23 protein-coding genes, 1 other RNA gene and 1 other annotated feature are annotated in these 26,164 nt (G+C 50.8%); of the genes, 7 read left to right on the top strand and 17 right to left on the bottom strand.

All coding sequences use genetic code 11. From position 1 onward, the window contains the following. Positions 1–45: 45 nt before the first annotated feature. Together menI and J4685_RS00710 are read right to left on the bottom strand one after the other, a co-directional pair. On the bottom strand, positions 46–456 hold the full coding sequence (gene menI, locus J4685_RS00715) for a 1,4-dihydroxy-2-naphthoyl-CoA hydrolase (RefSeq protein ID WP_000637930.1): 411 nt from the start codon (positions 454–456) through the stop codon (positions 46–48). Next, positions 453–3,509 carry an FAD-binding and (Fe-S)-binding domain-containing protein gene (locus J4685_RS00710; RefSeq protein ID WP_000612897.1) on the bottom strand — a complete coding sequence of 1,019 codons (3,057 nt, stop codon included), beginning with the start codon at positions 3,507–3,509 and terminating at the stop codon, positions 453–455. The genes menI and J4685_RS00710 overlap by 4 nt, the downstream gene beginning before the upstream one ends. 264 nt (positions 3,510–3,773) lie before the next feature. Here J4685_RS00710 and ydiK point away from each other — a divergent pair, with 264 nt between their 5' ends. The 3 genes from ydiK to aroD all read left to right on the top strand — a co-directional run bounded on the left by ydiK (position 3,774) and on the right by aroD (position 6,002). Continuing rightward, positions 3,774–4,892 (top strand): AI-2E family transporter YdiK, encoded by a 1,119-nt coding sequence (ydiK, locus tag J4685_RS00705; protein WP_000248617.1) that lies wholly within the window; start codon positions 3,774–3,776, stop codon positions 4,890–4,892. Between the two features lie 182 nt (positions 4,893–5,074). Beyond that, an RNA gene (gene rprA, locus J4685_RS00700) (antisense sRNA RprA) lies at positions 5,075–5,182 on the top strand. A 61-nt stretch (positions 5,183–5,243) separates the two neighbouring features. Then, positions 5,244–6,002: a type I 3-dehydroquinate dehydratase gene (gene aroD / locus J4685_RS00695; protein ID WP_000860213.1), complete on the top strand. Its 759-nt coding sequence runs from the start codon at positions 5,244–5,246 to the stop codon at positions 6,000–6,002. Between the two features lie 99 nt (positions 6,003–6,101). Here aroD and ppsA read toward each other — a convergent pair whose 3' ends face one another. After that, on the bottom strand, positions 6,102–8,480 hold the full coding sequence (gene ppsA / locus J4685_RS00690; RefSeq protein WP_000069330.1) for a phosphoenolpyruvate synthase: 2,379 nt from the start codon (positions 8,478–8,480) through the stop codon (positions 6,102–6,104). A gap of 328 nt (positions 8,481–8,808) precedes the next feature. On the opposite strand from ppsA, the gene ppsR reads away from it, so the two are divergent. From ppsR to hemP, 3 genes are all read left to right on the top strand, one after another. Continuing rightward, on the top strand, positions 8,809–9,642 hold the full coding sequence (gene ppsR / locus J4685_RS00685; protein WP_000370992.1) for a posphoenolpyruvate synthetase regulatory kinase/phosphorylase PpsR: 834 nt from the start codon (positions 8,809–8,811) through the stop codon (positions 9,640–9,642). A gap of 155 nt (positions 9,643–9,797) precedes the next feature. Next, positions 9,798–10,844, top strand: coding sequence for a 3-deoxy-7-phosphoheptulonate synthase AroH (gene aroH / locus J4685_RS00680; RefSeq protein ID WP_001082189.1), 1,047 nt, complete (start codon positions 9,798–9,800; stop codon positions 10,842–10,844). A 156-nt stretch (positions 10,845–11,000) separates the two neighbouring features. Next, the gene (hemP, locus tag J4685_RS00675; RefSeq protein WP_000089116.1) at positions 11,001–11,192 is read left to right on the top strand and encodes a hemin uptake protein HemP; all 192 of its coding nucleotides are present in this window, start codon (positions 11,001–11,003) and stop codon (positions 11,190–11,192) included. 35 nt (positions 11,193–11,227) lie between these two features. Here hemP and selO read toward each other — a convergent pair whose 3' ends face one another. From selO to thrS, 14 genes are all read right to left on the bottom strand, one after another. After that, on the bottom strand, positions 11,228–12,670 hold the full coding sequence (selO, locus tag J4685_RS00670) for a protein adenylyltransferase SelO (RefSeq protein WP_000175667.1): 1,443 nt from the start codon (positions 12,668–12,670) through the stop codon (positions 11,228–11,230). Between the two features lie 61 nt (positions 12,671–12,731). Next, positions 12,732–13,445, bottom strand: a complete 714-nt coding sequence (ydiV, locus tag J4685_RS00665) for an anti-FlhDC factor YdiV (RefSeq protein ID WP_000562005.1) — start codon at positions 13,443–13,445, stop codon at positions 12,732–12,734. A gap of 313 nt (positions 13,446–13,758) precedes the next feature. Beyond that, a complete protein-coding gene (locus J4685_RS00660) occupies positions 13,759–14,223 on the bottom strand; it encodes a C40 family peptidase (RefSeq protein ID WP_001213256.1) in 465 nt (154 codons plus the stop codon). 76 nt (positions 14,224–14,299) lie between these two features. After that, the gene (gene btuD, locus J4685_RS00655; RefSeq protein WP_000080606.1) at positions 14,300–15,049 is read right to left on the bottom strand and encodes a vitamin B12 ABC transporter ATP-binding protein BtuD; all 750 of its coding nucleotides are present in this window, start codon (positions 15,047–15,049) and stop codon (positions 14,300–14,302) included. Continuing rightward, entirely contained in the window at positions 15,049–15,600 is a 552-nt protein-coding gene (locus J4685_RS00650) for a glutathione peroxidase (RefSeq protein WP_001181565.1), read from the bottom strand. Before J4685_RS00650 ends, btuD begins: the two co-directional genes overlap by 1 nt. Positions 15,601–15,691: 91 nt before the next feature. Then, entirely contained in the window at positions 15,692–16,672 is a 981-nt protein-coding gene (gene btuC, locus J4685_RS00645) for a vitamin B12 ABC transporter permease BtuC (RefSeq protein ID WP_000954980.1), read from the bottom strand. A gap of 202 nt (positions 16,673–16,874) precedes the next feature. Then, positions 16,875–17,174, bottom strand: coding sequence for an integration host factor subunit alpha (gene ihfA / locus J4685_RS00640; protein WP_001229266.1), 300 nt, complete (start codon positions 17,172–17,174; stop codon positions 16,875–16,877). A 4-nt stretch (positions 17,175–17,178) separates the two neighbouring features. Continuing rightward, positions 17,179–19,566 (bottom strand): phenylalanine--tRNA ligase subunit beta, encoded by a 2,388-nt coding sequence (gene pheT, locus J4685_RS00635; protein WP_000672404.1) that lies wholly within the window; start codon positions 19,564–19,566, stop codon positions 17,179–17,181. A 15-nt stretch (positions 19,567–19,581) separates the two neighbouring features. After that, positions 19,582–20,565, bottom strand: a complete 984-nt coding sequence (gene pheS, locus J4685_RS00630) for a phenylalanine--tRNA ligase subunit alpha (RefSeq protein WP_000018570.1) — start codon at positions 20,563–20,565, stop codon at positions 19,582–19,584. 62 nt (positions 20,566–20,627) lie between these two features. Beyond that, positions 20,628–20,751, bottom strand: a sequence feature (Phe leader region). Next, the gene (gene pheM, locus J4685_RS00625; protein ID WP_001386830.1) at positions 20,702–20,746 is read right to left on the bottom strand and encodes a pheST operon leader peptide PheM; all 45 of its coding nucleotides are present in this window, start codon (positions 20,744–20,746) and stop codon (positions 20,702–20,704) included. (Overlaps the previous feature by 45 nt.) Before the next feature lie 115 nt (positions 20,752–20,866). Continuing rightward, on the bottom strand, positions 20,867–21,223 hold the full coding sequence (rplT, locus tag J4685_RS00620; protein WP_000124850.1) for a 50S ribosomal protein L20: 357 nt from the start codon (positions 21,221–21,223) through the stop codon (positions 20,867–20,869). Between the two features lie 50 nt (positions 21,224–21,273). Beyond that, on the bottom strand, positions 21,274–21,471 hold the full coding sequence (gene rpmI, locus J4685_RS00615) for a 50S ribosomal protein L35 (RefSeq protein WP_001124225.1): 198 nt from the start codon (positions 21,469–21,471) through the stop codon (positions 21,274–21,276). A 95-nt stretch (positions 21,472–21,566) separates the two neighbouring features. Then, complete coding sequence (gene infC, locus J4685_RS00610; RefSeq protein ID WP_011233062.1) at positions 21,567–22,109, bottom strand: translation initiation factor IF-3; 543 nt, start codon at positions 22,107–22,109, stop codon at positions 21,567–21,569. A gap of 3 nt (positions 22,110–22,112) precedes the next feature. Continuing rightward, positions 22,113–24,041 (bottom strand): threonine--tRNA ligase, encoded by a 1,929-nt coding sequence (gene thrS, locus J4685_RS00605; RefSeq protein WP_001144225.1) that lies wholly within the window; start codon positions 24,039–24,041, stop codon positions 22,113–22,115. Positions 24,042–24,932: 891 nt separating this feature from the next. Here thrS and rfc point away from each other — a divergent pair. Beyond that, positions 24,933–26,156, top strand: coding sequence for an O-antigen polymerase Rfc (gene rfc / locus J4685_RS00600; protein WP_000905563.1), 1,224 nt, complete (start codon positions 24,933–24,935; stop codon positions 26,154–26,156). Positions 26,157–26,164 lie beyond the last annotated feature (8 nt).

Here is a 26,164-nt window from a genome sequence, read left to right as displayed (position 1 = left end):
ATTTTGACCAAAAGCAATATGCATCACACTTTTATGGTGACAACGTCACACAATCGCCGTAGTAAGACGCGAAGAACAGCACAGACGTCCCTGTTCATCAAAGATCTCTATCTGCCAGACCTGATGGCGAGCCCCGGTATGCAACGCTTTACAGACGCCTCGTACGCGCCCCTGACGCGCCGACCGTACATGGTTGGCATTCACCTCCAGCCCCACCACCTTTTGCTCCCCCTGCGTACACAGATAGCCTGCGACCGAGCCGATACTTTCCGCCAGCACCACAGACGCTCCGCCATGCAGCAAGCCGAACGGCTGTTTGGTGCGATGATCGACGGGCATTGTCGCTTCCAGCGTATCGTCCCCAATACGCTCAAAGCGGATATCAAGCAGGCCAACCATATTCCCTTCCCCCATCGCATTAAGCGCATCGAGGGTCACTTCACGTTTCCAGATCAACCTATAATCTCCAGTAATGCCTGCAACGGGTGACGCACGCCCGTACCTTCAATGCGTTTAACCTGGCTTCGGCAGGAATAGCCGGTTGCCAGGCAACGGTTTCGCGGTAAACGTTGCATCGCCTGATGCCAGGATAGCTCATAAATTCCCAGCGAATTTTTATGATTGGTTAGTTCATGTCCATAAGTGCCCGCCATACCGCAGCAGCCTACGCTGACATTTTCCAGCTTCGCGCCAAAATGGGCAAAGATGGCGGCCCACTGCGCAGGCGCGCCGGGTAAAGCCGTGACTTCCGTACAATGACCAAAAAAGTACCACGGTTCGCCGCTCACCTCGACGGACAGTCTTGCATTTATTTCCTGCGCCAGCCATTCATTCACCAGCAACACATGAAAATCGCCGCGCTGTTCGCCCAGCGCCAGTTTGTATTCGTCGCGATAACACAGAACCAGCGCCGGATCGACGCCCACCATCGGCATCCCCAACGCAGCGATCCGATTAAGGAACTCAGAGGTTTTTTTCGCCGTTTTCGCAAAGCGATTAAGAAAACCTTTAATATGCTGCGCCTTACCATTCGGCGAGAACGGTAACAATACCGGCCTCCTGCCCAGTTTTTCCGCCAGGCGGATAAAGTCCGCCACGATCCGGGCGTCGTAGTAGCTGGTAAACGGATCCTGAACTACCAGTACCGTTTTCGCTTTTTGCTCGGCGCTCATGCGCTCCAGTTGCTCAAGCGTCATATTAGCGGACGGATGGCCCACCAGTTGCTGTTGCAATGAAGGGGCAGAAAGCAGAGGTAAATCCACCATACCGATATGTTTTTTCGCCAGATTACGAACCACCGGTTGGTTAATAAAAAAGTTAAAGGTCTTTGGCGCACGCGCCATCAGCGGCGCGTAGGTCTCGACCGTCGCCACCAGATGATCGCGTACCGGACGCAGATAACGCGTATGGTAAAGCTGTAAGAAACGTGAACGAAACTCCGGAACATCGATTTTAATCGGACACTGGGTCGTACAGGCTTTACACGCCAGACAGCCGGACATGGCCTCTTTAACTTCATGGGAAAAGTCATACTCGCCTTTGCGTTTGTGCCAACTATTCCGGGTGCGGGCAATCAGCGTGCGTAAGCTGGCGCGTTTTTCTGGCAACTCCTTTTCCAGCTTCAACGGATCGACGCCGCGATCGGCCAATAGACGGAGCCATTCCCGCACCAGCGTCGCCCGCCCTTTCGGCGAGTGGATCCGGTTAAGGCTAATTTTCATCGGCGGGCACATTGGGCTTTTCGCATCGAAATTAAAGCACAGGCCGTTACCATTACACTCCATAGCGCCGCGCCAGGTCTGCCGCACCGCCAGCGGGATTTGCCGATCCCAGGAGCCGCGTTTTACCGCATCCACCTTCATCATCGGCGCCTCTATCCCCTGCGGCGGACAGATTTTACCCGGGTTAAGTCGATTATGCGGATCAAAAGCCGCTTTTATTTTGCGCAGCTCGCCATACAGGACTTCGCCGAAAAAGGCCGGGCTGTATTCCGCACGAAAACCTTTTCCATGCTCGCCCCACAACAGCCCGCCGTATCTGGCGGTCAGCGCGACGACCTCATCGGAGATCTGTTTCATCAACAGTTCCTGCTGCGGATCGCACATATCCAGCGCCGGACGCACATGTAGCACCCCGGCATCCACGTGGCCGAACATGCCGTAACTTAAGCCATGACCATCCAGCAGGGCGCGAAATTCGGCGATGTAATCGGCCAGATGTTCAGGCGGCACGCAGGTATCTTCCGCAAAAGGAATCGGTTTGGCAGCACCTTTCGCATTACCCAGCAGCCCTACCGCTTTTTTACGCATCGCGTAAATACGCTCAATACCCGTCAAATCGGTACAAAGTTGCCAGCCGATCACGCCCGCTTCCGCTCGCGCCATCAGACCATCCAGCCGGTGGCACAGCGCCTCGACCTGTCCGTCAATAAGCGCTTCATCGTCACCCGCGAATTCCACGATATTCAGGCCAAGCATTTCTTTATCCGGCACATCGGTAATCAATTCGCTAACGGAGTGCCAGACAATATCTTCCCGCGCGAGGTTAAGGACTTTGGAATCGACCGTCTCGACGGATAAGGCGCGCGCATCAACCATAAAAGGGGCGTTACGCAGCGCGGAATCAAAGGAGTCGTATTTTACATTCACCAGACGGCGAACTTTGGGTATCGGGGTAATATCCAGCCGGGCTTCAGTAATAAACGCCAGCGTCCCTTCCGACCCCGTTAAGATGCGGGTAAGATCGAAACGGGTCATGTCATCGTTAAAGACGTGGCGTAAATCGTAGCCTGTCAGGAAGCGATTGAGCTTTGGAAAGCTATCGAGGATAAGTTGACGGTTTTCCAGGCAGGACTGATAGACGGTCTGATAGATGCGGCCTGGCATCGTCGTGTTTTCACCCAACGTCCGGGCAAGCTCTACGGGCATCGATTGCGTGTCAAGGATATCGCCCCCCAACAATACGGCCCGTATGCCTAAGACGTGATCTGACGTTTTTCCATAGACCAGCGAACCCTGACCAGAGGCATCGGTATTAATCATACCGCCAAGCGTGGCGCGATTACTGGTGGAAAGTTCCGGCGCAAAAAAATAGCCATACGGCTTTAATGCCTGATTAAGCTGATCTTTTATCACCCCCGCCTCTACCCGCACCCATCCCTCTTCAGGATTAATTTCAATAATGCGGTTCATATAGCGGGACATATCAACAATAATGCCCTGGTTTAGCGCCTGGCCATTCTTGCCAGTACCGCCGCCTCGAGGGGTAAATATCAGCGACGTAAAGCGCGGCTCCGCCGCCAGACGGGCAAGAAGCGCGACATCCGCCGTAGAACGGGGAAACACAACAGCATCGGGAAGAAGCTGGTAGATACTGTTATCGGTCGACATTGTCAGACGGTCGGCATAACTGGTTGCCGTATCGCCCGTAAACCCTTGCTGCTCCAGCGCCTGCAAAAAATTGAGCACCAGCTGAACGACGCCGGGTGCCTGAGAAATTTGTGGAATCATTATATTGACCTTTTCCTGCGGTCTATGTTGTGAACGGTGGCGCCCAACCCGGCGAGCGCGAGCGGTCTACGCACAGGAAGGGATGCTTAATCGTTTGCGTGTTGCGTTATTTGTTGTATCACATTTTTTTCCTGTGCGCCCAACAGAATTACATGCAGAATCGGCCTGTTAAAAACCGCTGAAATTGCTCATCATTATAGGGTGTGGTTTGCATGTTCACGTCGCGCCAACGTTCTGGCGCAAAGACAAAGGTGAAAAGTATTTATGGTAAATGTTCGTCAGCCCAGGGATATTGCGCAAGTGCTGCTATCGGTGCTGTTTTTAGCCATCATGATTGTGGCCTGTTTGTGGATAGTACAGCCTTTTATTTTGGGGTTTGCATGGGCAGGTACGATTGTTATCGCGACCTGGCCCGTTTTGCTGAAATTACAAAAAATATTGTGGGGCCGCCGCTCGCTTGCCGTATTGGTCATGACGCTGCTGTTAGTGCTGCTCTTCGTTATTCCCGTCGCCTTGCTGGTGAACAGCATTGTCGATGGTAGCGGTCCGCTCATCCATGCAGTGACTGGCGGCGATATGACGCTACCCGATCTGGCATGGTTAAATAATATTCCGTTGGTTGGCGCCAAACTGTATGCCGGATGGCATAGCCTGCTGGATATGGGCGGTAGCGCTATTATGGCGAAAGTGCGGCCTTATATCGGCACAACCACGACCTGGTTTGTCGGTCAGGCGGCGCATATCGGACGCTTTATGATGCACTGCGCCCTGATGCTGTTGTTTAGCGCCCTGCTTTACTGGCGCGGCGAACAAGTGGCGATGGGTATACGCCATTTTGCCTGTCGTCTCGCGGCTAAACGCGGCGATGCGGCGGTTCTGCTGGCTGCCCAGGCGATCCGCGCCGTGGCGCTTGGCGTGGTGGTCACCGCGCTGGTACAGGCGGTACTTGGCGGCGTCGGGCTGGCGATTTCCGGCGTGCCTTACGCTACCCTGTTGACGGTAGTGATGATCCTTTCGTGTCTGGTTCAGTTGGGGCCATTGCCGGTATTGATTCCAGCCATTATCTGGCTTTACTGGACAGGCGACACCACCTGGGGCACCGTGCTGCTGGTTTGGAGCGCCGTCGTCGGCACTCTGGATAACGTGATTCGCCCGGTACTCATCCGCATGGGCGCCGATTTACCGCTGCTTCTGATCCTTTCCGGGGTAATCGGCGGCCTGATTGCATTCGGTATGATTGGTCTGTTTATTGGACCGGTGCTTCTGGCCGTGACCTGGCGTTTGTTCTCCGCATGGGTACATGAAGTTCCGGCGCCGACGAATGAACCAGAGGAGCTCCTTGAAGAGCTGGATGACATCGAGGAAGCCAACAAGCAGTCATAATCCCGTCGGGCGGCATTGCCGCCCGATGCTTTAGCGACGTTTATCAATTCAACGCACACCCCATTTTGATTCGCCCGTCTGTTCCCCGCCGCATCTCATTTCTGTCGCAAATCCGTTACTGTTTTTAAACTATTGAGACGAATCTGATCGACGCAAAAAGTGCTCATGCCTACTATTAGCACACGGTTATAAATCAACACATTGATTTATAAGCATGGAAATCCCCTGAGTGAAACAACGAATTGCTGTGTGTAGTCTTTGCCCGTCTCCTACGATGGGCTTTTTTTTTACTTCAAGCGGCCAGCCTCACCGTTCATAATGGCGAGAAGAAAAAAAACTGACAGGACACGCATGAAAACCGTCACCGTAAAAAATCTTATCATTGGCGAAGGGATGCCCAAAATTATCGTGTCGTTGATGGGAAGAGACATCAATAGCGTGAAAGCGGAGGCGCTGGCCTACCGCGAAGCTACATTCGATATTCTGGAGTGGCGCGTGGATCACTTTATGGATATCGCATCGACTCAATCCGTTCTTACCGCTGCGCGTGTTATCCGCGATGCGATGCCTGACATTCCGTTACTGTTTACTTTCCGCAGCGCCAAAGAAGGCGGCGAGCAGACAATAACCACTCAGCATTATCTCTCGCTTAATCGTGCCGCAATCGACAGCGGCCTGGTCGATATGATCGATCTTGAGCTATTTACCGGTGATGCTGACGTTAAAGCCACTGTCGATTATGCCCATGCGCATAATGTTTATGTCGTGATGTCTAACCACGATTTTCACCAGACGCCGTCCGCAGAGGAAATGGTTCTGCGGCTACGTAAAATGCAAGCGCTCGGCGCGGATATACCCAAGATTGCCGTTATGCCGCAAAGCAAACATGATGTATTAACGTTACTCACTGCCACGCTGGAGATGCAGCAACATTACGCCGACCGTCCGGTAATTACTATGTCAATGGCGAAAGAGGGTGTCATTTCACGTCTGGCAGGGGAAGTGTTTGGCTCTGCCGCCACGTTTGGCGCGGTGAAGCAGGCTTCAGCGCCGGGGCAAATCGCCGTAAATGATCTACGCAGTGTATTAATGATTCTGCACAACGCCTGAACCGGCATTATGCAGGCGTCGGGCAACTTACGCCCTATCCGGCCTACACAACATGTTTCTTGTGCAGGCCGGATAAGCATAGCGTTATCTGGTCGCGGTTTACTTCTTCAGTTCCGCCAGACTCAGCCAGGTCTGTACCACGGTGTCCGGGTTCAGCGACAGGCTGTCGATCCCCTCTTCCATCAGCCAGGCGGCAAAGTCTTCATGGTCGGACGGACCCTGACCGCAAATTCCAACATATTTGCCCTGTTTTTTCGCCGCGCGGATCGCCATAGATAGCAGCGCTTTCACCGCGTCGTTACGCTCGTCAAACAGTTCAGACACCACGCCGGAATCGCGATCCAGCCCCAGCGCCAGCTGCGTCATGTCGTTAGAACCAATCGAGAAGCCATCAAAATACTCGAGGAACTGTTCAGCCAGCAAGGCATTGGACGGGATCTCGCACATCATGATGATCTTCAGCCCGTTCTCGCCGCGTTTAAGCCCCTGGCGCGCCAGCTCTTCGATGACCGCTTTCGCCTGGTCGACCGTCCGCACGAACGGGATCATGATTTCGACGTTGGTAAGGCCCATAGCGTTGCGCACGCGTTTCACCGCTTCGCATTCCAGCGCAAAACAATCGCGGAAACTTTCTGCGACGTAACGACCCGCGCCGCGGAAGCCCAGCATCGGGTTTTCTTCATGCGGCTCATAGCGTTCGCCGCCGACCAGGTTGGCGTATTCGTTGGACTTAAAGTCAGACAGGCGAACGATGACGCGTTTCGGGTAGAAGGCGGCGCCTAACGTCGCGATCCCTTCCGTCAGTCGACCAACGTAAAATTCACGCGGCGAGTCAAACCCTTTCATCATCTCACGAATGTCGTTTTGCAGCGCGGCATCCTGGTCGGCAAACTCCAGCAGCGCGCGTGGGTGAACGCCAATCATACGGTTAATGATGAATTCCAGTCGCGCCAGACCTACGCCTTCATTCGGCAGGCAGGCAAAGTCAAATGCCCTGTCCGGGTTGCCGACATTCATCATGACCTTCAGCGGTAGCTCTGGCATGGTGTCTACGCTGGAGCTTTTTACGCTGAAATCCAGCATGTCGGCATACACATAACCGGTATCACCTTCTGCGCAGGAGACGGTTACTTTTTCGCCATCTTTCATGCGTTCGGTGGCGTCGCCGCAGCCGACTACCGCCGGAATGCCCAATTCGCGGGCGATAATCGCCGCGTGACAGGTGCGCCCGCCACGGTTAGTGACAATCGCCGCCGCTTTTTTCATGATCGGTTCCCAGTCCGGGTCGGTCATATCGGTGACAAGCACATCGCCAGGCTCAATACGGTTCATTTCGCCGATATCGTGAATAACTTTTACCGTACCTGCGCCGATACGATGCCCAATGGCGCGACCTTCGGCAATGATTTTCCCCTGCGCATGTAGCGTATAACGCTCCATCACCTGGCCACGGGAGCGCACGGTTTCCGGACGTGCCTGCACAATAAAGAGCTTACCGGTATGACCGTCTTTCGCCCATTCGATATCCATCGGACGACCATAGTGCTGCTCAATCTGCACCGCTTGTTTCGCCAGTTCCTGCACTTCTTCGTTGGTGAGCGAGAAAATGTCGCGCTGTTCCTGCGGCACATCTTCAATCTTCACTTGCTTGCCGTGCTCCTGGGTGGCGGCGTAAACCATGCGGATTTTTTTCGACCCCATGGTGCGGCGTACGATGGCCGGGCGGCCTGCCGCCAGGGTTGGCTTATGGACATAAAATTCATCCGGGTTAACCGCCCCCTGCACCACCATTTCGCCCAGTCCCCATGCCGAGGTGATAAAGACCACCTGGTCAAAACCGGATTCGGTATCGATAGAGAACATCACCCCTGACGAGGCGAGATCGGAGCGAACCATCCGCTGCACGCCAGCGGAAAGCGCTACGCCGCGATGATCATATCCCTGGTGAACGCGATAAGAGATGGCGCGATCGTTAAACAGAGAAGCAAATACGTGTTTCACTGCCACCAGTACCGCATCGAAGCCCTGAACGTTAAGAAACGTTTCCTGTTGACCCGCAAACGAAGCATCTGGCATGTCTTCCGCCGTGGCGGAGGAACGCACGGCAAAAGAGGCATTTTCATCATCCGACGAAAGCTGCGCATAGGCATCGCGGATGGCGTTTTCCAGCGCCGGCTGGAAAGGAGTGTCGATAATCCACTGGCGGATCTGCGCGCCCGCTTTCGCCAGCTGGGAAACATCATCAATATCCGTCTTATCCAGCAGCTCATAAATGCGCTGGTTTACGCCGCTTTGATCCAAAAACTGGTTAAACGCATCGGCAGTGGTTGCAAAACCATTCGGAACGGATACGCCCATGCCGGAAAGGTTAGTAATCATTTCACCCAGGGAGGCATTTTTGCCCCCAACTCTGTCTACATCATTCATGCCGAGTTGGTTATACCAAAGCACCAGCGGTGACGAGCCATTGTTGGACATCGAACAATCCTTTTGTGATAAATGAACGAGTTTAAGAAACACATAGTTGCGTATTTATCCTGGCATACTTAAACCCGCGAAAAAAACGGTGAATCGTTCAAGCAAATTTATTTTTTCAGATTGTTTACGTAGTTGCGCAAACCCGCGCATAGCACGGCATTCCCTTAATCACCCCCGGTATAAACTGCGTTTCCAGAAAATGAAACACACTTTTCATTAATTATAAAAAGTACCTGTCATTTTATAAAATAAGCGACAGGTTATACGTTTCCCGTTACTTTTAATTTATGCTTTCAGATAATTATGTTTACTCTTCAGGATGAACAGAATGGATAATGTTGTTGATCGCCATGTTTTCTATATTTCTGATGGTACCGCCATCACCGCCGAGGTCCTGGGTCACGCGGTTATGTCGCAGTTTCCGGTGACGATCAGCAGCATTACGCTGCCATTCGTGGAAAACGAAAGTCGCGCCCGCGCCGTCAAAGACCAAATTGACGCCATTTATCAGCAAACCGGCGTTCGCCCGCTGGTGTTTTACTCGATTGTTTTACCTGAAATTCGCGCCATCATCTTGCAGAGCGAAGGCTTCTGCCAGGATATCGTCCAGGCGCTGGTGGCGCCGCTTCAGCAGGAGATGAAACTGGATCCGACGCCGATCGCTCATCGTACTCATGGGCTTAATCCGGGTAACCTGAACAAGTATGACGCCCGTATTGCCGCTATCGATTATACCCTGGCGCATGATGATGGCATTTCATTGCGCAACCTCGATCAGGCCCAGGTCATTTTACTTGGCGTTTCGCGCTGTGGAAAAACGCCCACCAGTCTCTATCTGGCAATGCAATTCGGTATTCGTGCGGCTAACTACCCTTTCATCGCCGATGATATGGATAATTTGACGCTGCCCACATCGTTAAAACCGCTACAACATAAACTGTTCGGCCTGACAATTGACCCTGAACGCCTGGCGGCAATTCGCGAAGAACGCCGTGAAAACAGTCGCTATGCCTCGTTGCGTCAGTGCCGCATGGAAGTGGCGGAGGTCGAAGCGCTGTATCGTAAGAATCAGATCCCCTGCCTGAACAGCACCAATTATTCCGTTGAAGAGATAGCCACCAAGATTCTCGATATTATGGGGCTTAACCGCAGAATGTACTAGCAAACTAGTTTAATGGATTGGTTTTTGTTATCATGCCGTTCTGCCTGCGAGGTGTGACACGCCTCGCACTTGAAATCAGCAGGGATTGGTTTATCGTGATGCCCATCACTTCCCGGTAGTCCTGCCGTTGAAGCAACAAATTTCTGAGACTTGTAATGAACAGAACCGACGAACTCCGTACTGCGCGTATCGACAGCCTGGTAACACCAACCGAACTCGCGCAGCGGTATCCTGTATCGTCCTCCGTCGCCAGTCACGTTACCGACTCCCGACGCCGGATAGAAAAGATTTTAAATGGTGAAGATCCACGGCTACTGGTCGTCATTGGCCCCTGTTCGATTCACGATCTGAATGCTGCCATGGAATACGCGACGCAGCTCCAGGCACAACGCCAAAAGCATCAGGCGCGTCTGGAAATCGTCATGCGCACCTATTTTGAAAAACCGCGCACCGTCGTGGGATGGAAAGGCCTGATTTCCGATCCCGACTTGAATGGCAGTTACCGCGTCAATCATGGGCTTGAACTGGCGCGTCGCTTGCTATTGCAGGTGAACGAACTGGGAGTACCGACCGCCACAGAATTTCTTGATATGGTCACCGGCCAGTTTATTGCCGATCTGATCAGTTGGGGAGCGATTGGCGCGCGTACCACCGAAAGCCAAATCCATCGGGAAATGGCTTCTGCGCTCTCTTGTCCGGTCGGCTTTAAAAATGGTACGGATGGCAATACCCGCATTGCCGTTGATGCTATTCGCGCCTCCCGCGCCAGTCATATGTTTCTCTCGCCGGATAAAGACGGACAGATGACTATCTACCAAACGAGTGGCAACCCGTATGGGCACATCATCATGCGCGGCGGTAAAAAACCGAACTACCACGCTGAAGATATTGCCGCCGCCTGCGACACGTTGCATGAATTTGATCTGCCGGAACATCTGGTCGTCGACTTCAGCCACGGCAACTGTCAAAAACAGCATCGCCGCCAGTTGGACGTATGTGATGATATTTGCCAGCAGATTCGTAATGGCTCCACGGCAATTGCCGGGATTATGGCAGAGAGTTTTTTGCGGGAAGGCACGCAAAAAATTATCAGCGGTCAACCGTTAATCTATGGTCAATCCATTACCGATCCCTGCCTGAACTGGGAAGATACGGAAGTTCTGTTGGAAAAACTTGCCGCGGCGGTAGACAGCCGCTTTTAATAGCTCGCCCATCCTGCCGGGATGGGCGTTTCTTCGATGCGTTACCCACCCTTTTCTCTACGCACGCGTATATCACTCCACAGAATTAGCACTTGCTGTTATCGCATTAATTATTGATAATAATAATCATTGTGAGTTTGATTATTAATAAATAACATGTCGCGTATGGATAACACCGAGCTGCCTCACCCTAAGGAAATAGACAATGAAACGCTTCTCCCTGCCGCTGAACGGCGCGTCAACAGTCAGGCGCTATTAGGTCCGGACGGCAAAGTCATTATCGATCACAACGGTCAGGAGTATCTGTTGCGCAAAACTCAGGCCGGTAAGCAACTGTTAACCAAATAGCGCTCCCGCCAGCAGACGATGCTGCTGGCATCAGGCTAACTTGAACAACTGACCTCCAGCCGCTTTCCCCACTCCGGCGGTCGGCTGGCATAGTCATCATCTCGATCGGTAAAAGGTTGACGTAAAACTTCATGCAACCGATGCAGTTCCGCCATGTCTCCTTGTTCAGCCGCATCTATCGCGCGTTGCGCCAGCCAGTTGCGCAACACAATCGCAGGATTCACGCGTTGCATCTGCTGTTGGCGCAGCGCGTCATCCACCGCCTCTGTGCGCAATCGCGCCCGGTAGCGGTCGAACCAGGCATCGAACGCCGCGCGATCGATAAACGTATCCCGCAACGGCGAGGAAGCGCTCTGTTGCTCCGTATGGCTTAACATCCGAAATGTACGGGTATAGTCACTCCCTTCGCGCGCCATCAGACTAAACAATTCATTCAGTAAAACGTTATCGTCTTTTTGCTCGGTAAAGAAGCCCAGCTTCTGGCGCATTCGCTGCCCATAGTGCGTTAACAACGCGTCCTGGTAACGATCCAGCGCTCTGTTTAACGCGTCGATCTCAATAAAAGGGGTTAACGTCTGCGCCAGACGTTGTAAATTCCACAGCGCCACCGATGGTTGATTATCGAAGCGGTAACGTCCCTGATGATCGGAATGGTTACCAATGAAGCCGGGATCGTAGTCGTCGAGAAAACCAAAGGGACCATAGTCGATGGTCAGCCCCAGAATCGACATGTTATCCGTATTCATAACGCCGTGCGCAAAACCGACAGTTTGCCACTCGGCGATGAGTCTTCCGGTACGCGCCGCCACCTCTTCAAACCACAAAGCATATTTTTCCGCTACATCCTGCCATTGCGGCCAGTAATGACGAATAGCGAAATCAGCCAGTTGCTGAACTTTTTCCGGCTCACGGCGGTAGTAGAAATGTTCGAAATGACCAAAACGCATATGACTTTGCGCCAGACGCATTAACATCGCGCCCGTTTCCTGCGTCTCTCGCTGAACCGGCGTATCGCTGGTTACGATAGATAACGCGCGCGTAGTGGGAATACCCAGATAATGCATGGCTTCGCTGGCAAGACTTTCTCGTATGGTTGAACGCAGGACGGCGCGTCCATCCCCCATTCGCGAATAGGGTGTTAATCCGGCGCCTTTCAGATGCCAGTCGAGCGTCGAGCCATCCGCCAGGAGCTGTTCGCCCAGCAAAATACCGCGTCCGTCGCCGAGTTGTCCCGCCCAAACGCCGAACTGATGCCCGCTATATACCTGCGCGACAGGCGACATACCTGGTAATAAGGTTTCGCCGCCCCAAACGCCAGCGCCATTGGTAGCGTCAAATAACGACGCGGGAATGGCTAACTGCTGCGCCAGTTCGTCGTTATACCAAATCAGTCGCGCATTTTTTAACGGTGTGGGTAAAAGCGCGGTATACGTTGCTGGCAGTTCATCGCGCCAACGGGCAGTAAAAGACAGGGTCATAGGGCCTCCTGTCTTCAGTGTAGACGGTTAATCACCGGTTAAACACCGGCAAACAGAAAGGTTATCGCTGAACGAGTTTAATGAGCTGGCTTACCGGCACCGGAGGCCATAGTCCGCCCTGGAATGCGCTAAACCCCAATGGCGCTGCGCGCGCAAACATCGCCTCAGTATCAATACCGGCAATCATCAGCGACTCGCAGCTGGAGGAGATCTGGGCAACGATGGCGTGCATGAATGGTTCGAATGAGATCATTTCAGCTCGCTGCTGAATAAAATTTTTATCCAACATGACTCGTTTGAAAAGCCCATCGAAAATAGCTTTAGTCGACGCCTCGCCTGCCCCGAAATTTGCCAGCATTAATGGGAAATGCATTGCCAGATTAGCTAACGTTTCATTGTTTTTGCCCTGGTTTAACCCAGGATAATTCTCATTTATAGCTAATTCAAGAAACGGAAAGCGCGCTGCCCGGGAAAAAAGTTCGCTATCTAATAATAATAAGTCACTAATTGCAGGCGGTAAATTAAGCCATGCAATAAGTTTATGCTGAATAAAAAAGTGCTGACAGGTTTCTAACAACGCCAGTTTTTCAACAAACAGACAGTATTGTTCCTCCACCGAAAGGCGAGGCGCTACCAACTCAGTCGGCATCCGCACGGCGCCGTCTTCAGCGGCAAACGTTGCAATAATCTCTAAACCAACAAGCCGAGCGTTTTCATCCATGACGGGAAGGAAAAAGAGTTCGGAATGGTAAAGCTCATCAAGTGAAGCAATCATTACGCCAGTCCCATGGTTAGGGCGCTATTCGCCATCCAGTCACTACGGACGGAAACAGACGTAACTTCAGATACTAATTGAAGCGTCATCATTTTTCTTGTTTACCGGTGAACCGGTTCCTTTTTTTAACTTACTCTGATTATAAACCAATATTCAATCTTGTACTTTTAACAGGGCGTGAACACGCCCGTTTTTAATAAAAGTACGTTTGTAAATGCTACGGTTATATCATTATATATGATGACAACAGATGTCATAAGTTCAACCGGCGATATGTTAAAAATAGACTATAAAATTTATATCGTCTGCGGGGTTAAATTCGCCGTGCCTGCCAGAAGTTTTTTCGCCAGTACACATTATCCAGCGATGAACGCATCACGCCACGACTGGTAGAGGCATGAATAAACTCATTATTTGTATCGTAAATACCAACATGTAAACCACTTTCGCCCGAACCGGTTTTAAAGAAAACCAAATCTCCGGGCAGCAATTCATCTTTATCGATTCTGGTGCCGATTTTTGATTGTTCACGCGTATCACGAGGCAACTGCAAATCAAACTTGTCGCGCATAGTGACTACCACAAAGCCGGAACAGTCCACGCCTCTGCGACTCATGCCGCCGTAGCGGTATGGCGTACCGCGCCAAGACTGCAACTGATCGTTCAGACCCGCAATGACGGTAATGGAGTCTGATAATCTGGCATTTGGCGCCGGTGCCCGATGAGTACTGCATCCTGCCAGGAACAATGCTGTGATAACAAGAAGCCAAAAACGCATGCCGCAACAATCCTCTGTTTTTATTTTGGTATTAATTTAGCGTCGAAATTACCTGCTTTTCAAGAAACGATTTTACTTAAGTGGCCGAAATGAGCATTGGATGCCCCTCGACGTCGAGTCGTCGAAAGCGCAGACCGTAGGCTTGCGCCAGATAAGAGGGGGTGAACACCTCTTCCCGGCGGCCGCAGGCAATGAGTTTACCGCGCTTTAGTAACCAGGCTTTATGCGCATGGCGCAGCGTGTGGTTCAGATCGTGGCTACTCATCACAATCGCAATTCCTGCCTGACATAAATGATGTAATACCCGATCCAGAGCGTTTTGTTGCGCAACATCGAGACTGTTCATCGGCTCATCAAGCAGCAATAATTGACCGACCGGATTAGCGTCGGGATGAATTTGTAGTACAACGGCAGCAAGGCGAACACGCTGCCACTCGCCACCGGAAAGCTGATTCACGCTTCGCCCCAGTTTGTCGCCCAATCCAAGCATATCGGCCACCTCGTTAAGCTGCCCGGTTCGCGTTTTATCAGGTTGATGCAATGTCAGGTAATGCCAGACCGGCATGGCGAACGGCGGATTTTGCTGTTGCGCAAGATAAGCGCGGTGTTGGGCAAGCGTTGCCGTCGCCCATGCCTCCAGCGGCGCTCCGCCAAACCTGATGCTCCCCTCGCCGGAGGTTAACCCCGCCATACGCGCCAGTAGCGTGCTTTTCCCGGCACCGTTCGGCCCGACAAGATGAAGGATCTCTCCTGCGCTTACTTCGCCGGAAAGCGGCCCCAGGCGGGTGCTCTCGGCGACGTCCTTTAATTGCATCAATTGAGACATTATTTTGCCAACGCGATTTTTATGCTTTCCATCACAATAGGATCTTCAGGCGTCATATCCGGCGAAAAACGCTGTACTACCTGACCATCCCGGCCTACCAAAAATTTTTCAAAATTCCACAGAATATCATCCGGATAGAGTGGCGTACGCCCTTTGCTTACCATCCGTTCGTAAAAGCCGCTCTTCTCCGGCGCGACTGCCGTTGGCGCAGCGGCTATCAGTTTTTGATACAGCGGATGGCGCGCGTCGCCATTCACATCAATTTTACTGAACATCGGGAACGTGACGCCCCAGGTGCTGGCACAATAGGTTTTAATCTCCTCTTCGCTGCCTGGCTCCTGCCCCATAAACTGGTTGCAGGGAAAACCCAACACGACAAACCCCTGATCTGCCCACGCCTTCTGGATATTTTCCAACTGTTCATATTGCGGCGTCAGGCCACATCTGGAGGCGACGTTTACAATGAGCAGCACTTTTCCGGCGTATTTTTCAAGTGTAGTGACCTCTCCATCAATCGTCGTAACGTGAGTATTAAGAAGCGAGTTTTGCATGGTGTCTCCCTGATGTCGGTAGAATAGCGGGTTTCATCGTTAGCCTTTAATCATAGACTGCGAATGATGAAAGCAGTTGTTTACCGATGCGCTAACGCGCGGATTTGAGTAGCAGCCAGATAAACACTGGTGCCCCCAATGTGGCGGTGACCACCCCGATAGGCAGTTCAGCCGACGCCAGCGCCAGTCGGGCGACCACATCAGCCAATAGCAGGGCGATAGCCCCGGCCAGCGCGCAGCCGGGAAGTAAAACCCGGTGATCGGTTAAACCACATAAGCGCAGGATGTGCGGAATAACCAGACCGATAAAACCAATCGCCCCCGCCATCGCCACGCTGACGCCCACCATCCAGCCGGTGGCGACGACCAACAAATTGCGCCAGAACCACAGCGGCAGGCCAAGCTGCCGCGCCGAGGTTTCCCCTAGCGCCAGCATATTCAGCGGTTGCGACTGGCAACATATCCAGATCAGTACCGGGATGAGCGCAATCATTAGCCAGCTCTGCTGCCAGTCAACGCCGCCAAATCCTCCCATCATCCAGTACATTAATTGCCGCAGATCGAAAGAGGTGGAAAAATAGATAGCCCACGTCATCAGCGCGCTACAGATAATGCCCAGCGCGACGCCCGCCAACAACAAGCGGCTGGTAGAGAGATGGCGACGCGCAAAACGCAGCAGGATTAACGTAATAATGAGCGCGCCGGCTATAGCGCACAGTCCCAGCGCCCATCCTGCCAGTTGCCCCTGCCCCAGTAAGACGGCGGCAATAAGCCCAACACCGGCCCCATTCGAAACGCCGAGCAGGCCCGGTTCAGCAAGTGGATTTTCAAACAGCGCCTGCATCACGGCGCCAGATAGCGCCAGCGCAGCGCCAACCAGCAATACCGCAAGCGTGCGGGGAAGGCGAATTTGCCAGACAAACAGTTCCCCCCGGGCGCTTAACCAGTCACCGGGGGCAATCCACTGTTCGCCTGCGCATAAGCTCAGAAGTGTAGCCAGTAGCACCAGCAGTGACAGGCTCAGAAGCCAGCGAACGTTTCGTCGCTGTTGTTGGCGGGCAAAAGTCAGCATGTTATCCATTCAGCTGAAAAGAGGTAGCGTGATTTTACGGTGGGTATCCTTTACTTGAAAGAAAAAAGGCCGCAATGCGGCCTTTTTAGTTATACGGGTCATCTTTCAGGCTGACAGATACGCTGTCATCCCGCTGATCTACTTTCGGGATGGTAGCGTATCTGCCGCAATACACCCTGATGGATGTTATGCCTGGATCTGATTACTCTTCTTTGGGCGAAGCGTTTTCGACCCGGCTCTTTAACTTCTGCCCGGGTCTGAAGGTCACCACGCGCCGTGCTGTAATAGGAATATCTTCACCCGTTTTCGGGTTACGCCCCGGACGTTGATTTTTATCACGCAGATCGAAGTTACCAAAACCAGAGAGTTTCACCTGCTCACCGTTTTCCAGAGCACGACGGATCTCTTCGAAAAACAGTTCAACCAGTTCTTTGGCATCCCGCTTGCTAAGCCCAAGCTTATCAAACAGATATTCTGACATTTCAGCTTTTGTAAGCGCCATAGGTTCAATCCCTCAATGATGCCTGGAATCGCTCTTTTAATGCCTCTACACATTTGGCGACGGTAGCGGCAATCTCCTCTTCTTCGAGTGTACGGTTGGTATCCTGAAGGATCAGGCTGATAGCGAGGCTCTTATAACCCTCCGCAACACCCTTACCGCGGTACACGTCAAATAAGTTTACGCCAACTACCTGATTTACGCCAACTTTCTTACATTCGGATAAAATATCCGCTGCGGGAACGTTTTCTGCAACAACAACCGCAATATCGCGACGGTTAGCCGGGAAGCGTGAAATCTCCCGCGCCTGCGGCACGATACGGTCTGCGAGCTTATTCCATTCCAGTTCAAACACCAGCGTACGACCATTCAGATCCAGTTTACGTTCCAGTTCAGGGTGAACAACCCCAATAAAACCAATACGTTCATCTTTCAGATAAATCGCCGCAGACTGTCCCGGATGCAGAGCCGGATTCATCTCCGCCTTAAACTGGATATCACCCAGTTTGCCGGTTAAATCCAGTACTGCTTCCAGATCGCCTTTCAAATCATAGAAATCAACGGTCTCTTTTGCCAGGTTCCAGTGCTCATCATAGCGGTTACCGCAAATCACGCCAGCCAGCATCAGATCCTGTCGAATACCCAGATTGGCTTGTGTATCCGGAACGAAACGTAAACCGGTTTCAAAAATACGCACGCGATTCTGCTGACGGTTTTGGTTATAGACCACCGTCGCCAACAATCCGCTCCACAGAGACAGACGCATCGCCGACATCTCAACGGAGATAGGGTTTGGCAGCAGCAGCGCTTCTGCGCCTGGATGGATGAGCTGTTGTACTTTAGGATCGACAAAGCTATAGGTAATCACTTCCTGATAGCCTTTGTCGTTAAGCATGGTTTTAACCCGCTTCAACGACAGATCGGCTTCACGGTGCGTCCCCATGATTAAACCGGCCTGGATTGGCTCGTCCGGAATATTGTTATAGCCGTAAACGCGGACCACCTCTTCCACCAGATCTTCTTCAATCTCCATATCGAAACGCCAGGTCGGCGCCACGGCTTTCCACTCGTCCTGCCCTTCGGTCACTTCACAGCCCAGACGACGCAGAATATCACTGACCTGCTCATCCGCAATATGATGCCCGATCAGGCGATCCAGTTTACTGCGACGCAGAGTAATGGTGGCGCGTTTCGGCAACGTTGCTTCGTTGCTCACATCAATTATCGGACCCGCATCACCGCCACAGATATCAAGAAGCAGACGAGTAGCGCGCTCTATCGCTTTATATTGCAGCGCCGGGTCCACCCCGCGCTCGTAGCGGTGAGACGCATCGGTATGCAGACCGTGGCGGCGAGCGCGACCGGTGATAGACAGCGGATTAAAGTACGCACATTCCAGCAGCACATTTTGCGTTTCGCCGTTCACGCCGGAATGTTCGCCGCCAAAAATACCGGCTATCCCCAGCGCCTTATGGTGATCGGCGATCACCAGCGTGTCCGCATTTAACGTTGCTTCGCTACCGTCCAGCAGGACGACGGTTTCACCCTCTTTTGCCATCCGCACGACAATACCGCCATCAATGCGATCTTTATCGAAAGCATGCATTGGCTGACCCAGTTCGAGCAGCACATAGTTCGTGACGTCAACCACCGCATCGATGGAGCGAATACCGCAGCGACGCAGTTTCTCTTTCATCCACAGCGGCGTCGGCGCGTTAACATTGATGCCTTTTACCACCCGGCCCAGATAGCGTGGACACGCATCAGCGGCCTCTACTGTAATCGGCAGCGTATCGCTGATGGTTGCCGTAACCGGCGCCATTTCAGGCTCCTGGAGCGGCGCTTTGTTCAGTACCGCCACATCGCGCGCAACGCCGATGATACCTAAGCAATCCGCACGGTTCGGCGTGACGCTAATTTCGATGGTATTGTCGTCAAGCTTCAGGTATTCACGGATATCGGTACCCAGCGGCGCATCCGCCGGCAGTTCGATAATGCCGCTGTGATCGTCGGAAATCCCCAGTTCGGAGAAGGAGCACAGCATCCCTTCAGACGGTTCGCCGCGCAGTTTCGCCGCTTTAATTTTGAAATCGCCCGGCAGAATAGCGCCAATGGTGGCCACCGCTACTTTCAGCCCCTGACGACAGTTTGGCGCGCCGCAGACGATATCCAACAGGCGTTCTCCGCCAACGTTGACTTTCGTTACACGCAATTTGTCAGCGTTCGGATGCTGGGCACACTCAACCACTTCCCCAACCACAACGCCATTGAAGCTTCCCGCGACCGGCTCAACGCCGTCTACTTCCAGGCCAGCCATCGTAATCTGGTTAGCCAACGCATCGCTATCAATTGCCGGGTTAACCCACTCGCGTAACCACAGTTCGCTGAATTTCATTGTTTTATCCTGCCTTTATTTAAACTGTTTAAGGAAACGCAGATCGTTTTCGAAGAATGAACGCAGGTCGGTGACGCCGTAACGCAACATGGTCAGACGTTCCATCCCCATACCAAAAGCGAAGCCAGAATAGATTTCCGGATCGATACCGACATTACGCAGCACATTCGGATGCACCATCCCGCAGCCCAGCACCTCCAGCCATTTACCGTTTTTACCCATCACATCCACTTCCGCAGAAGGTTCGGTAAACGGAAAATAAGAAGGACGGAAGCGAATCTGCAGATCCTCCTCAAAGAAATTACGCAGGAAGTCGTGCAGCGTACCTTTGAGGTTGGTGAAGCTGATGTTGGTATCAACAATCAGACCTTCCATCTGATGGAACATCGGAGTATGCGTCTGGTCGTAGTCATTACGGTATACACGGCCCGGCGCAATAATACGGATCGGCGGTTGCTGCGCTTTCATCGTCCGGATCTGGACGCCAGACGTCTGGGTCCGCAGCAGACGGGTCGCGTCAAACCAGAAGGTATCATGATCGGCGCGGGCCGGATGATGACCCGGAATGTTTAACGCATCGAAGTTATGGTAGTCATCTTCGATTTCCGGGCCAGTCGCCACGGTAAAACCAAGCTCGCCGAAGAAACTTTCAATACGGTCAATGGTACGCGTGACCGGATGCAGACCGCCGTTCTCAATACGGCGCCCCGGCAGGGAGATATCGATGGTTTCAGCAGCCAGACGGGCGTTAAGCGCTGCGCTTTCCAGCTCGGCTTTACGCGCGTTAAGAGCCTGTTGTACCTGCTCTTTCGCGGCGTTAATGACTGCCCCGGCTGCCGGACGCTCTTCCGGCGGCAGATCGCGTAGGGTCGTCATCTGAAGGGTTAAATGCCCTTTCTTGCCCAAATATTCGACGCGTACATTGTCTAACGCGGCAACATCTGACGCCTGGTTAATGGCGGCCGCTGCATTGGCAACCAGCTCTGCGAGATGTGACATGGTTTTCCTCATTGTGTCGGTGAAGACACCGGTTCATTGGACGTAATCTCTCGATTTCAGATACAAAAAAAGCCTCCATCAGGAGGCTTTTTTGCGCTGTTTTTCGTTTCGTTTTTCACGCGCTAGCCTCCTGGGATCAGGTGCTAAAGTAAAAAAAGAAACGGAAAATAGCAGCGTTCATGCTTGCGTTACCTTATGTGGTAAAACCGAATATCCTTTATTGAAAAGGGTTACAGGTCAATTGTCAACTCACTGAACAGTAAATAAAAGAGAGGGAGCCAGGCTCCCTCTTTTCACTGGCTTATGCCAGAGCTGCTTTCGCTTTTTCAACCAGCGCGGTGAACGCGACTTTGTCGAATACGGCGATATCAGCCAGGATCTTACGGTCGATTTCAACAGAGGCTTTTTTCAGGCCGTTGATGAATTTGCTGTAAGAAATACCGTTCTGACGTGCTGCTGCGTTGATACGCGCAATCCACAGTTGACGGAACTGACGCTTACGTTGACGACGGTCACGGTAAGCATACTGACCAGCTTTGATAACTGCCTGGAAGGCAACGCGGTATACGCGAGAACGCGCACCGTAGTAGCCTTTGGCTTGTTTCAAAATTTTCTTGTGACGTGCGCGTGCAATTACACCACGTTTTACGCGAGCCATATGTGCTCTCCTGTATCTATTCTAATTAAAAAGTTAAAAACGTTAACGGCTTATGCGTACGGCAGGCACGCGATAACCAAGCCCAGATCGCCTTTAGAAACCATGGCTTTCGGACGCAGGTGACGTTTACGTTTAGTCGCTTTTTTGGTCAGAATGTGACGCAGGTTAGCGTGCTTGTGCTTAAAACCACCTTTACCGGTTTTTTTGAAGCGCTTAGCAGCACCGCGTACGGTCTTAATTTTTGGCATTTTAATAACTTCCACTTCGCATTGTTAATAAACGAAACATAGGCGAACAAAACCTGTGAAGCCCGAAGGCTTCACAGAATTGTTACTTGAAGGCCTTACTGTTTCTTCTTAGGAGCAAGCACCATGATCATCTGACGGCCTTCGATCTTCGTTGGGAAGGATTCGACCACTGCCAGTTCTTGCAAATCGTCTTTCACGCGATTAAGCACTTCCATACCGATTTGCTGGTGGGCCATTTCACGACCGCGGAAACGCAGCGTGATCTTGGCCTTATCGCCCTCTTCGAGAAAGCGAATCAGGCTGCGGAGTTTTACCTGATAGTCGCCTTCATCTGTCCCAGGACGGAATTTAATTTCCTTCACCTGGATAACTTTTTGCTTTTTCTTCTGTTCCTTAGAAGACTTACTCTTTTCATAGAGGAATTTGCCGTAATCCATTATACGACAAACCGGCGGCTCGGCGTTAGGGCTGATTTCGACTAAGTCTACTCCGGCTTCTTCAGTTTTTTCCAGAGCTTCTCTCAGACTCACAATACCAAGCTGCTCGCCTTCCAGACCTGTTAAGCGAACTTCTTGCGCGCGAATTTCGCTATTAATACGATTCGGACGCGCCGTTTGAACTCGTTTTCCGCCTTTAATACTTTATTCCTCCAGTTGTTGAAGACTGCGGCTGCGAATCTCTTGTTGCAGCTTCTCAATCACGTCATTTACGTCCAGACTGCCCAGGTCTTTACCGCGGCGGGTGCGAACGGCAACTTTGCCTGCTTCCACCTCTTTATCACCACAGACCAACATATAAGGGACACGACGTAAAGTGTGCTCGCGGATTTTAAAGCCAATCTTCTCATTTCTCAAGTCTGCTTTTACACGAATGCCCGCATTTTGTAGTTTCTGCGTCAATTCGTTAACGTATTCAGACTGCGAATCGGTAATATTCATCACGACTACCTGAACAGGCGCGAGCCATGTCGGGAAGAAACCAGCGAACTCTTCGGTCAGGATACCGATGAAGCGTTCCATCGACCCAAGAATCGCACGGTGAATTATTACCGGCACCTTGCGCTCGTTGTCTTCGCCTACATAGGAGGCGCTCAGACGAGACGGTAAGGAGAAGTCCAGCTGTACTGTACCGCACTGCCATGCACGATCGAGGCAGTCATATAAGGTAAATTCAATTTTCGGACCGTAGAATGCGCCTTCACCCAGTTGATACTCAAACGGGATATTATTTTCTTCCAGCGCAACCGCCAGATCCGCCTCAGCACGATCCCACATCTCATCGCTGCCGATACGCTTATCAGGACGAGTGGAAAGCTTGACGACGATCTTCTCGAAGCCAAAGGTGCTGTACATATCGTAGACCATACGAATACAAGCGTTAACTTCATCGCGGATCTGCTCTTCGGTGCAGAAGATATGCGCATCATCCTGCGTAAAGCCGCGTACGCGCATCAGACCATGCAGCGCGCCTGATGGCTCGTTACGGTGGCAGCTACCGAATTCCGCCATACGCAGCGGCAAATCACGATAGGATTTCAGACCCTGGTTAAAGATCTGAACGTGGCCCGGGCAGTTCATCGGCTTGATGCAATATTCGCGGTTTTCTGAAGATGTGGTGAACATCGCATCTTTATAGTTGTCCCAGTGCCCGGTTTTTTCCCACAGCACACGGTCCATCATGAACGGGCCTTTAACTTCTTGATACTGGTACTCTTTGAGTTTAGAACGAACAAAGACCTCCAGCTCGCGGAAGATAGTCCAGCCGTCGTTATGCCAGAACACCATGCCCGGCGCTTCTTCCTGCATATGATACAGGTCGAGCTGCTTACCAATTTTACGGTGGTCGCGTTTTGCGGCCTCTTCCAGGCGCTGCAGATAAGCGTTCAGGGCTTTTTTATCTGCCCATGCCGTACCGTAAATACGCTGCAACATCTTATTATTGCTGTCACCGCGCCAGTATGCGCCGGCAGTTTTCATCAGTTTAAAGTGATGGCAGAAACGCATATTCGGCACGTGCGGACCACGACACATGTCGACATATTCTTCATGATGGTACAAGCCTGGCTTGTCATCATGAGCAATGTTTTCATCAAGAATGGAAACTTTGTAGCTTTCACCACGCTTCACGAAGGTTTCACGCGCTTCGTGCCAGCTGACTTTCTTCTTGATAACGTCGTAATTTTTCTCGGCGAGCTCATGCATCCGCTTTTCGAGCGCTTCGACATCTTCCTGAGTTAGCGTGCGGTCAAGATCAACGTCATAGTAAAAACCGTTGTCGACAACCGGACCGATCGCCATTTTCGTGTGCGGCCAAAGTTGCTTGATAGCGTGACCTAACAGATGCGCGCAAGAGTGACGAATGATCTCCAGACCCTCTTCATCTTTTGCGGTGATGATGGAAAGCGTCGCATCATTTTCAATCAGATCGGAAGCATCAACCAGCTCGCCATTCACACGGCCCGCAATGGTGGCTTTCGCCAGGCCAGGACCAATGTCCAGAGCAACATCCATCGGGCTTACAGGGTGGTCATAATGGCGTTGGCTGCCATCAGGAAGAGTAATAACAGGCATGTAATATCCTTATTTGCAGTGGTGACCCATACGCAAGATCACATACAAAGAGAAAATGAATTTATTGACAGTGAGTTGTGTATCCATCTAGCCAACCATTGCTAAATTGGCGCACAACCTTCGACACAGACGAAAATCGCTATTTTCGTCCGGCATGATGATGGTAACACTAAAAAAAGGGAGATTGCATCTTTCTGTTCTACAGAACCTGAATCCCAACACACTACCCGGCACGCGTATCGTTAATGATGTACATGGTCACTCTGAGTCTCGGCTTACTGCCACCGTATGAGGCATTCACATCAGATAGCTTTTCACGACGACCGCTATCTATATTCTCCAGATGGGGACCTGGCAGCATGCGATAACGCACAATACGAAACCCACTTTCCAAAGCACATACCAGCAAAGAGCCATTACATGCTGCTATGAAGCTTCTATAACTAGCAACGTCTCACTTATGATGCCGTACTTGTAATTCGTCTGTGTTGCTTGAAGTATGTCGCGGCACGATGTGAGGTGAATTACTCGTCGAGTGATAGCTCTTTCTCTGTATAGTCTTTTACAGGACTCGGGAACCTCATGATGAATCTTCGAATACCACTGTATATAAACACAGTAACAATCATGCGTAATTATCAAAAGCATTTACATTGTTTGATGTTTGTGCTGCAAACGCTTGATAGCTTCATGCTATCGGAGGCGCAGTAGATAGGAGTGTTAATGAGTGTTAATATGTCAATAACACGGTTTTGATATCGGGAAGATAGTGATGAGTAATGATTATAGACTACCAGATTCAGAATATCTTGCCAGAAGATTTTCCGTACCACACCTTATTTGCCTGATGGTAATATTTTTAATACTAAGCATTTTTTCTAAAGGCTCTATATGCTTATAATTTCATACATTGCATTATGCTTATTATTTATAGTTTATCTCTATACTCTTTCCGTAAGAATTGAGGGAAAAATAATAAATGTAATGGTCCCATACCTGATAATAACAGTCCCTACACTGTACGTGTTTGAAGGTATATTTGTATACCTCTCAGAGGTGCAGAATTATACAGTGGAATATTTGTTTTTCTATACTTGCTATATAACATACATAGCATCATTTGTTATTTCTTATCTTTACACACAAAGAAAACCCATATACAACAAATCAAACACGAAAAATAAACCAAGGTATGTGTTTACTTCATTGTTATTCACCTTCCTTGCTTTTATCATTTACCTTCCAGTGTTGATGGAGTTCAGAGAGTATATACTTAGCCCAAGAAGAATATACGAATTAACCAGAACAGGGTATGGTATATACTTCTATCCTTCATTAATGTTTTCTCTTGTCGCTTCTATTTGCGCGTTCTTTACATACAAAAAATCAAAGTTATTTTGTATTTCCATAGTTTTATTTAACTGTATACTTATTTTCTTGCATGGTAACAAAGGACCAATATTTAGTATATTTATAGCATTCATCCTTTACCTTTCATATATTGAAAATAAAAAAATTAAATTTATGTTCCTGGTAAAATCGTTTGCTGTTATAGCAGTCATTGTAACGGCATTCTTTGCATATACGTTTACTGATGGGAATCCGATAGAAAATATGGCGAATTACTCGGATTATACCCGTAATGCTGTTCTTGTTGCTTCCTCAAACTTTGACTTTATGTACGGAAAATTACTAATGGAGAGCGAGGTTTACTCGAGGATTCCGAGGGCTATTTGGCCTGATAAGCCTGAAGATTTTGGCGCATTGTATCTGGCAAAAGTATTTTTCCCTGATGCATTCTACAGAAATCAGGGCGCTCCTGCTTTCGGGTATGGTGAACTATACGCAGATTTCGGGCTTTTTACACCAGTTTGGTTAGTTATATCTGGAGTATTTAAAGGCGTCCTAGCTAAGTATTTCTCCAATAAAACTCAGGAAACAAAGTCAGCGCATTATTTCATAATGTTCCTATTTTGCATTGGAATAAGTGTGATTCCTGTTAGCATGGGATGGTTGTTCCCTGAGCATTTGATGATTGCTTTTATGGTATACATTGCATCTTCCTTTGTTTTTTCAGAGCATATAAGATTCGTTTTACTAAGAAACAATAAATAAGTTATACG

Source organism: Salmonella sp. 32100201201700099SM, from assembly GCF_017572645.1.
GTDB lineage: Bacteria > Pseudomonadota > Gammaproteobacteria > Enterobacterales > Enterobacteriaceae > Salmonella > Salmonella enterica.
This window is presented reverse-complemented; position numbering and strand designations above follow the sequence as displayed.

Bases quoted from the DNA above. Each gene is read 5' to 3' on its own strand.
- ydiV (WP_000562005.1), bottom strand. From the start codon at position 13,445: ATGATTGCTTCACTTGATGAGCTTTACCATTCCGAACTCTTTTTCCTT.
- hemP (WP_000089116.1), top strand. From the start codon at position 11,001: ATGTCGCGTATGGATAACACCGAGCTGCCTCACCCTAAGGAAATAGAC.
- rplT (WP_000124850.1), bottom strand. From the start codon at position 21,223: ATGGCTCGCGTAAAACGTGGTGTAATTGCACGCGCACGTCACAAGAAA.
- J4685_RS00650 (WP_001181565.1), bottom strand. From the start codon at position 15,600: ATGCAAAACTCGCTTCTTAATACTCACGTTACGACGATTGATGGAGAG.
- thrS (WP_001144225.1), bottom strand. From the start codon at position 24,041: ATGCCTGTTATTACTCTTCCTGATGGCAGCCAACGCCATTATGACCAC.
- J4685_RS00660 (WP_001213256.1), bottom strand. From the start codon at position 14,223: ATGCGTTTTTGGCTTCTTGTTATCACAGCATTGTTCCTGGCAGGATGC.
- ppsA (WP_000069330.1), bottom strand. From the start codon at position 8,480: ATGTCCAACAATGGCTCGTCACCGCTGGTGCTTTGGTATAACCAACTC.
- selO (WP_000175667.1), bottom strand. From the start codon at position 12,670: ATGACCCTGTCTTTTACTGCCCGTTGGCGCGATGAACTGCCAGCAACG.
- btuC (WP_000954980.1), bottom strand. From the start codon at position 16,672: ATGCTGACTTTTGCCCGCCAACAACAGCGACGAAACGTTCGCTGGCTT.
- aroH (WP_001082189.1), top strand. From the start codon at position 9,798: ATGAACAGAACCGACGAACTCCGTACTGCGCGTATCGACAGCCTGGTA.
- J4685_RS00710 (WP_000612897.1), bottom strand. From the start codon at position 3,509: ATGATTCCACAAATTTCTCAGGCACCCGGCGTCGTTCAGCTGGTGCTC.
- ihfA (WP_001229266.1), bottom strand. From the start codon at position 17,174: ATGGCGCTTACAAAAGCTGAAATGTCAGAATATCTGTTTGATAAGCTT.
- rpmI (WP_001124225.1), bottom strand. From the start codon at position 21,471: ATGCCAAAAATTAAGACCGTACGCGGTGCTGCTAAGCGCTTCAAAAAA.
- pheT (WP_000672404.1), bottom strand. From the start codon at position 19,566: ATGAAATTCAGCGAACTGTGGTTACGCGAGTGGGTTAACCCGGCAATT.
- ydiK (WP_000248617.1), top strand. From the start codon at position 3,774: ATGGTAAATGTTCGTCAGCCCAGGGATATTGCGCAAGTGCTGCTATCG.
- pheS (WP_000018570.1), bottom strand. From the start codon at position 20,565: ATGTCACATCTCGCAGAGCTGGTTGCCAATGCAGCGGCCGCCATTAAC.
- aroD (WP_000860213.1), top strand. From the start codon at position 5,244: ATGAAAACCGTCACCGTAAAAAATCTTATCATTGGCGAAGGGATGCCC.
- rfc (WP_000905563.1), top strand. From the start codon at position 24,933: ATGCTTATAATTTCATACATTGCATTATGCTTATTATTTATAGTTTAT.
- btuD (WP_000080606.1), bottom strand. From the start codon at position 15,049: ATGTCTCAATTGATGCAATTAAAGGACGTCGCCGAGAGCACCCGCCTG.
- ppsR (WP_000370992.1), top strand. From the start codon at position 8,809: ATGGATAATGTTGTTGATCGCCATGTTTTCTATATTTCTGATGGTACC.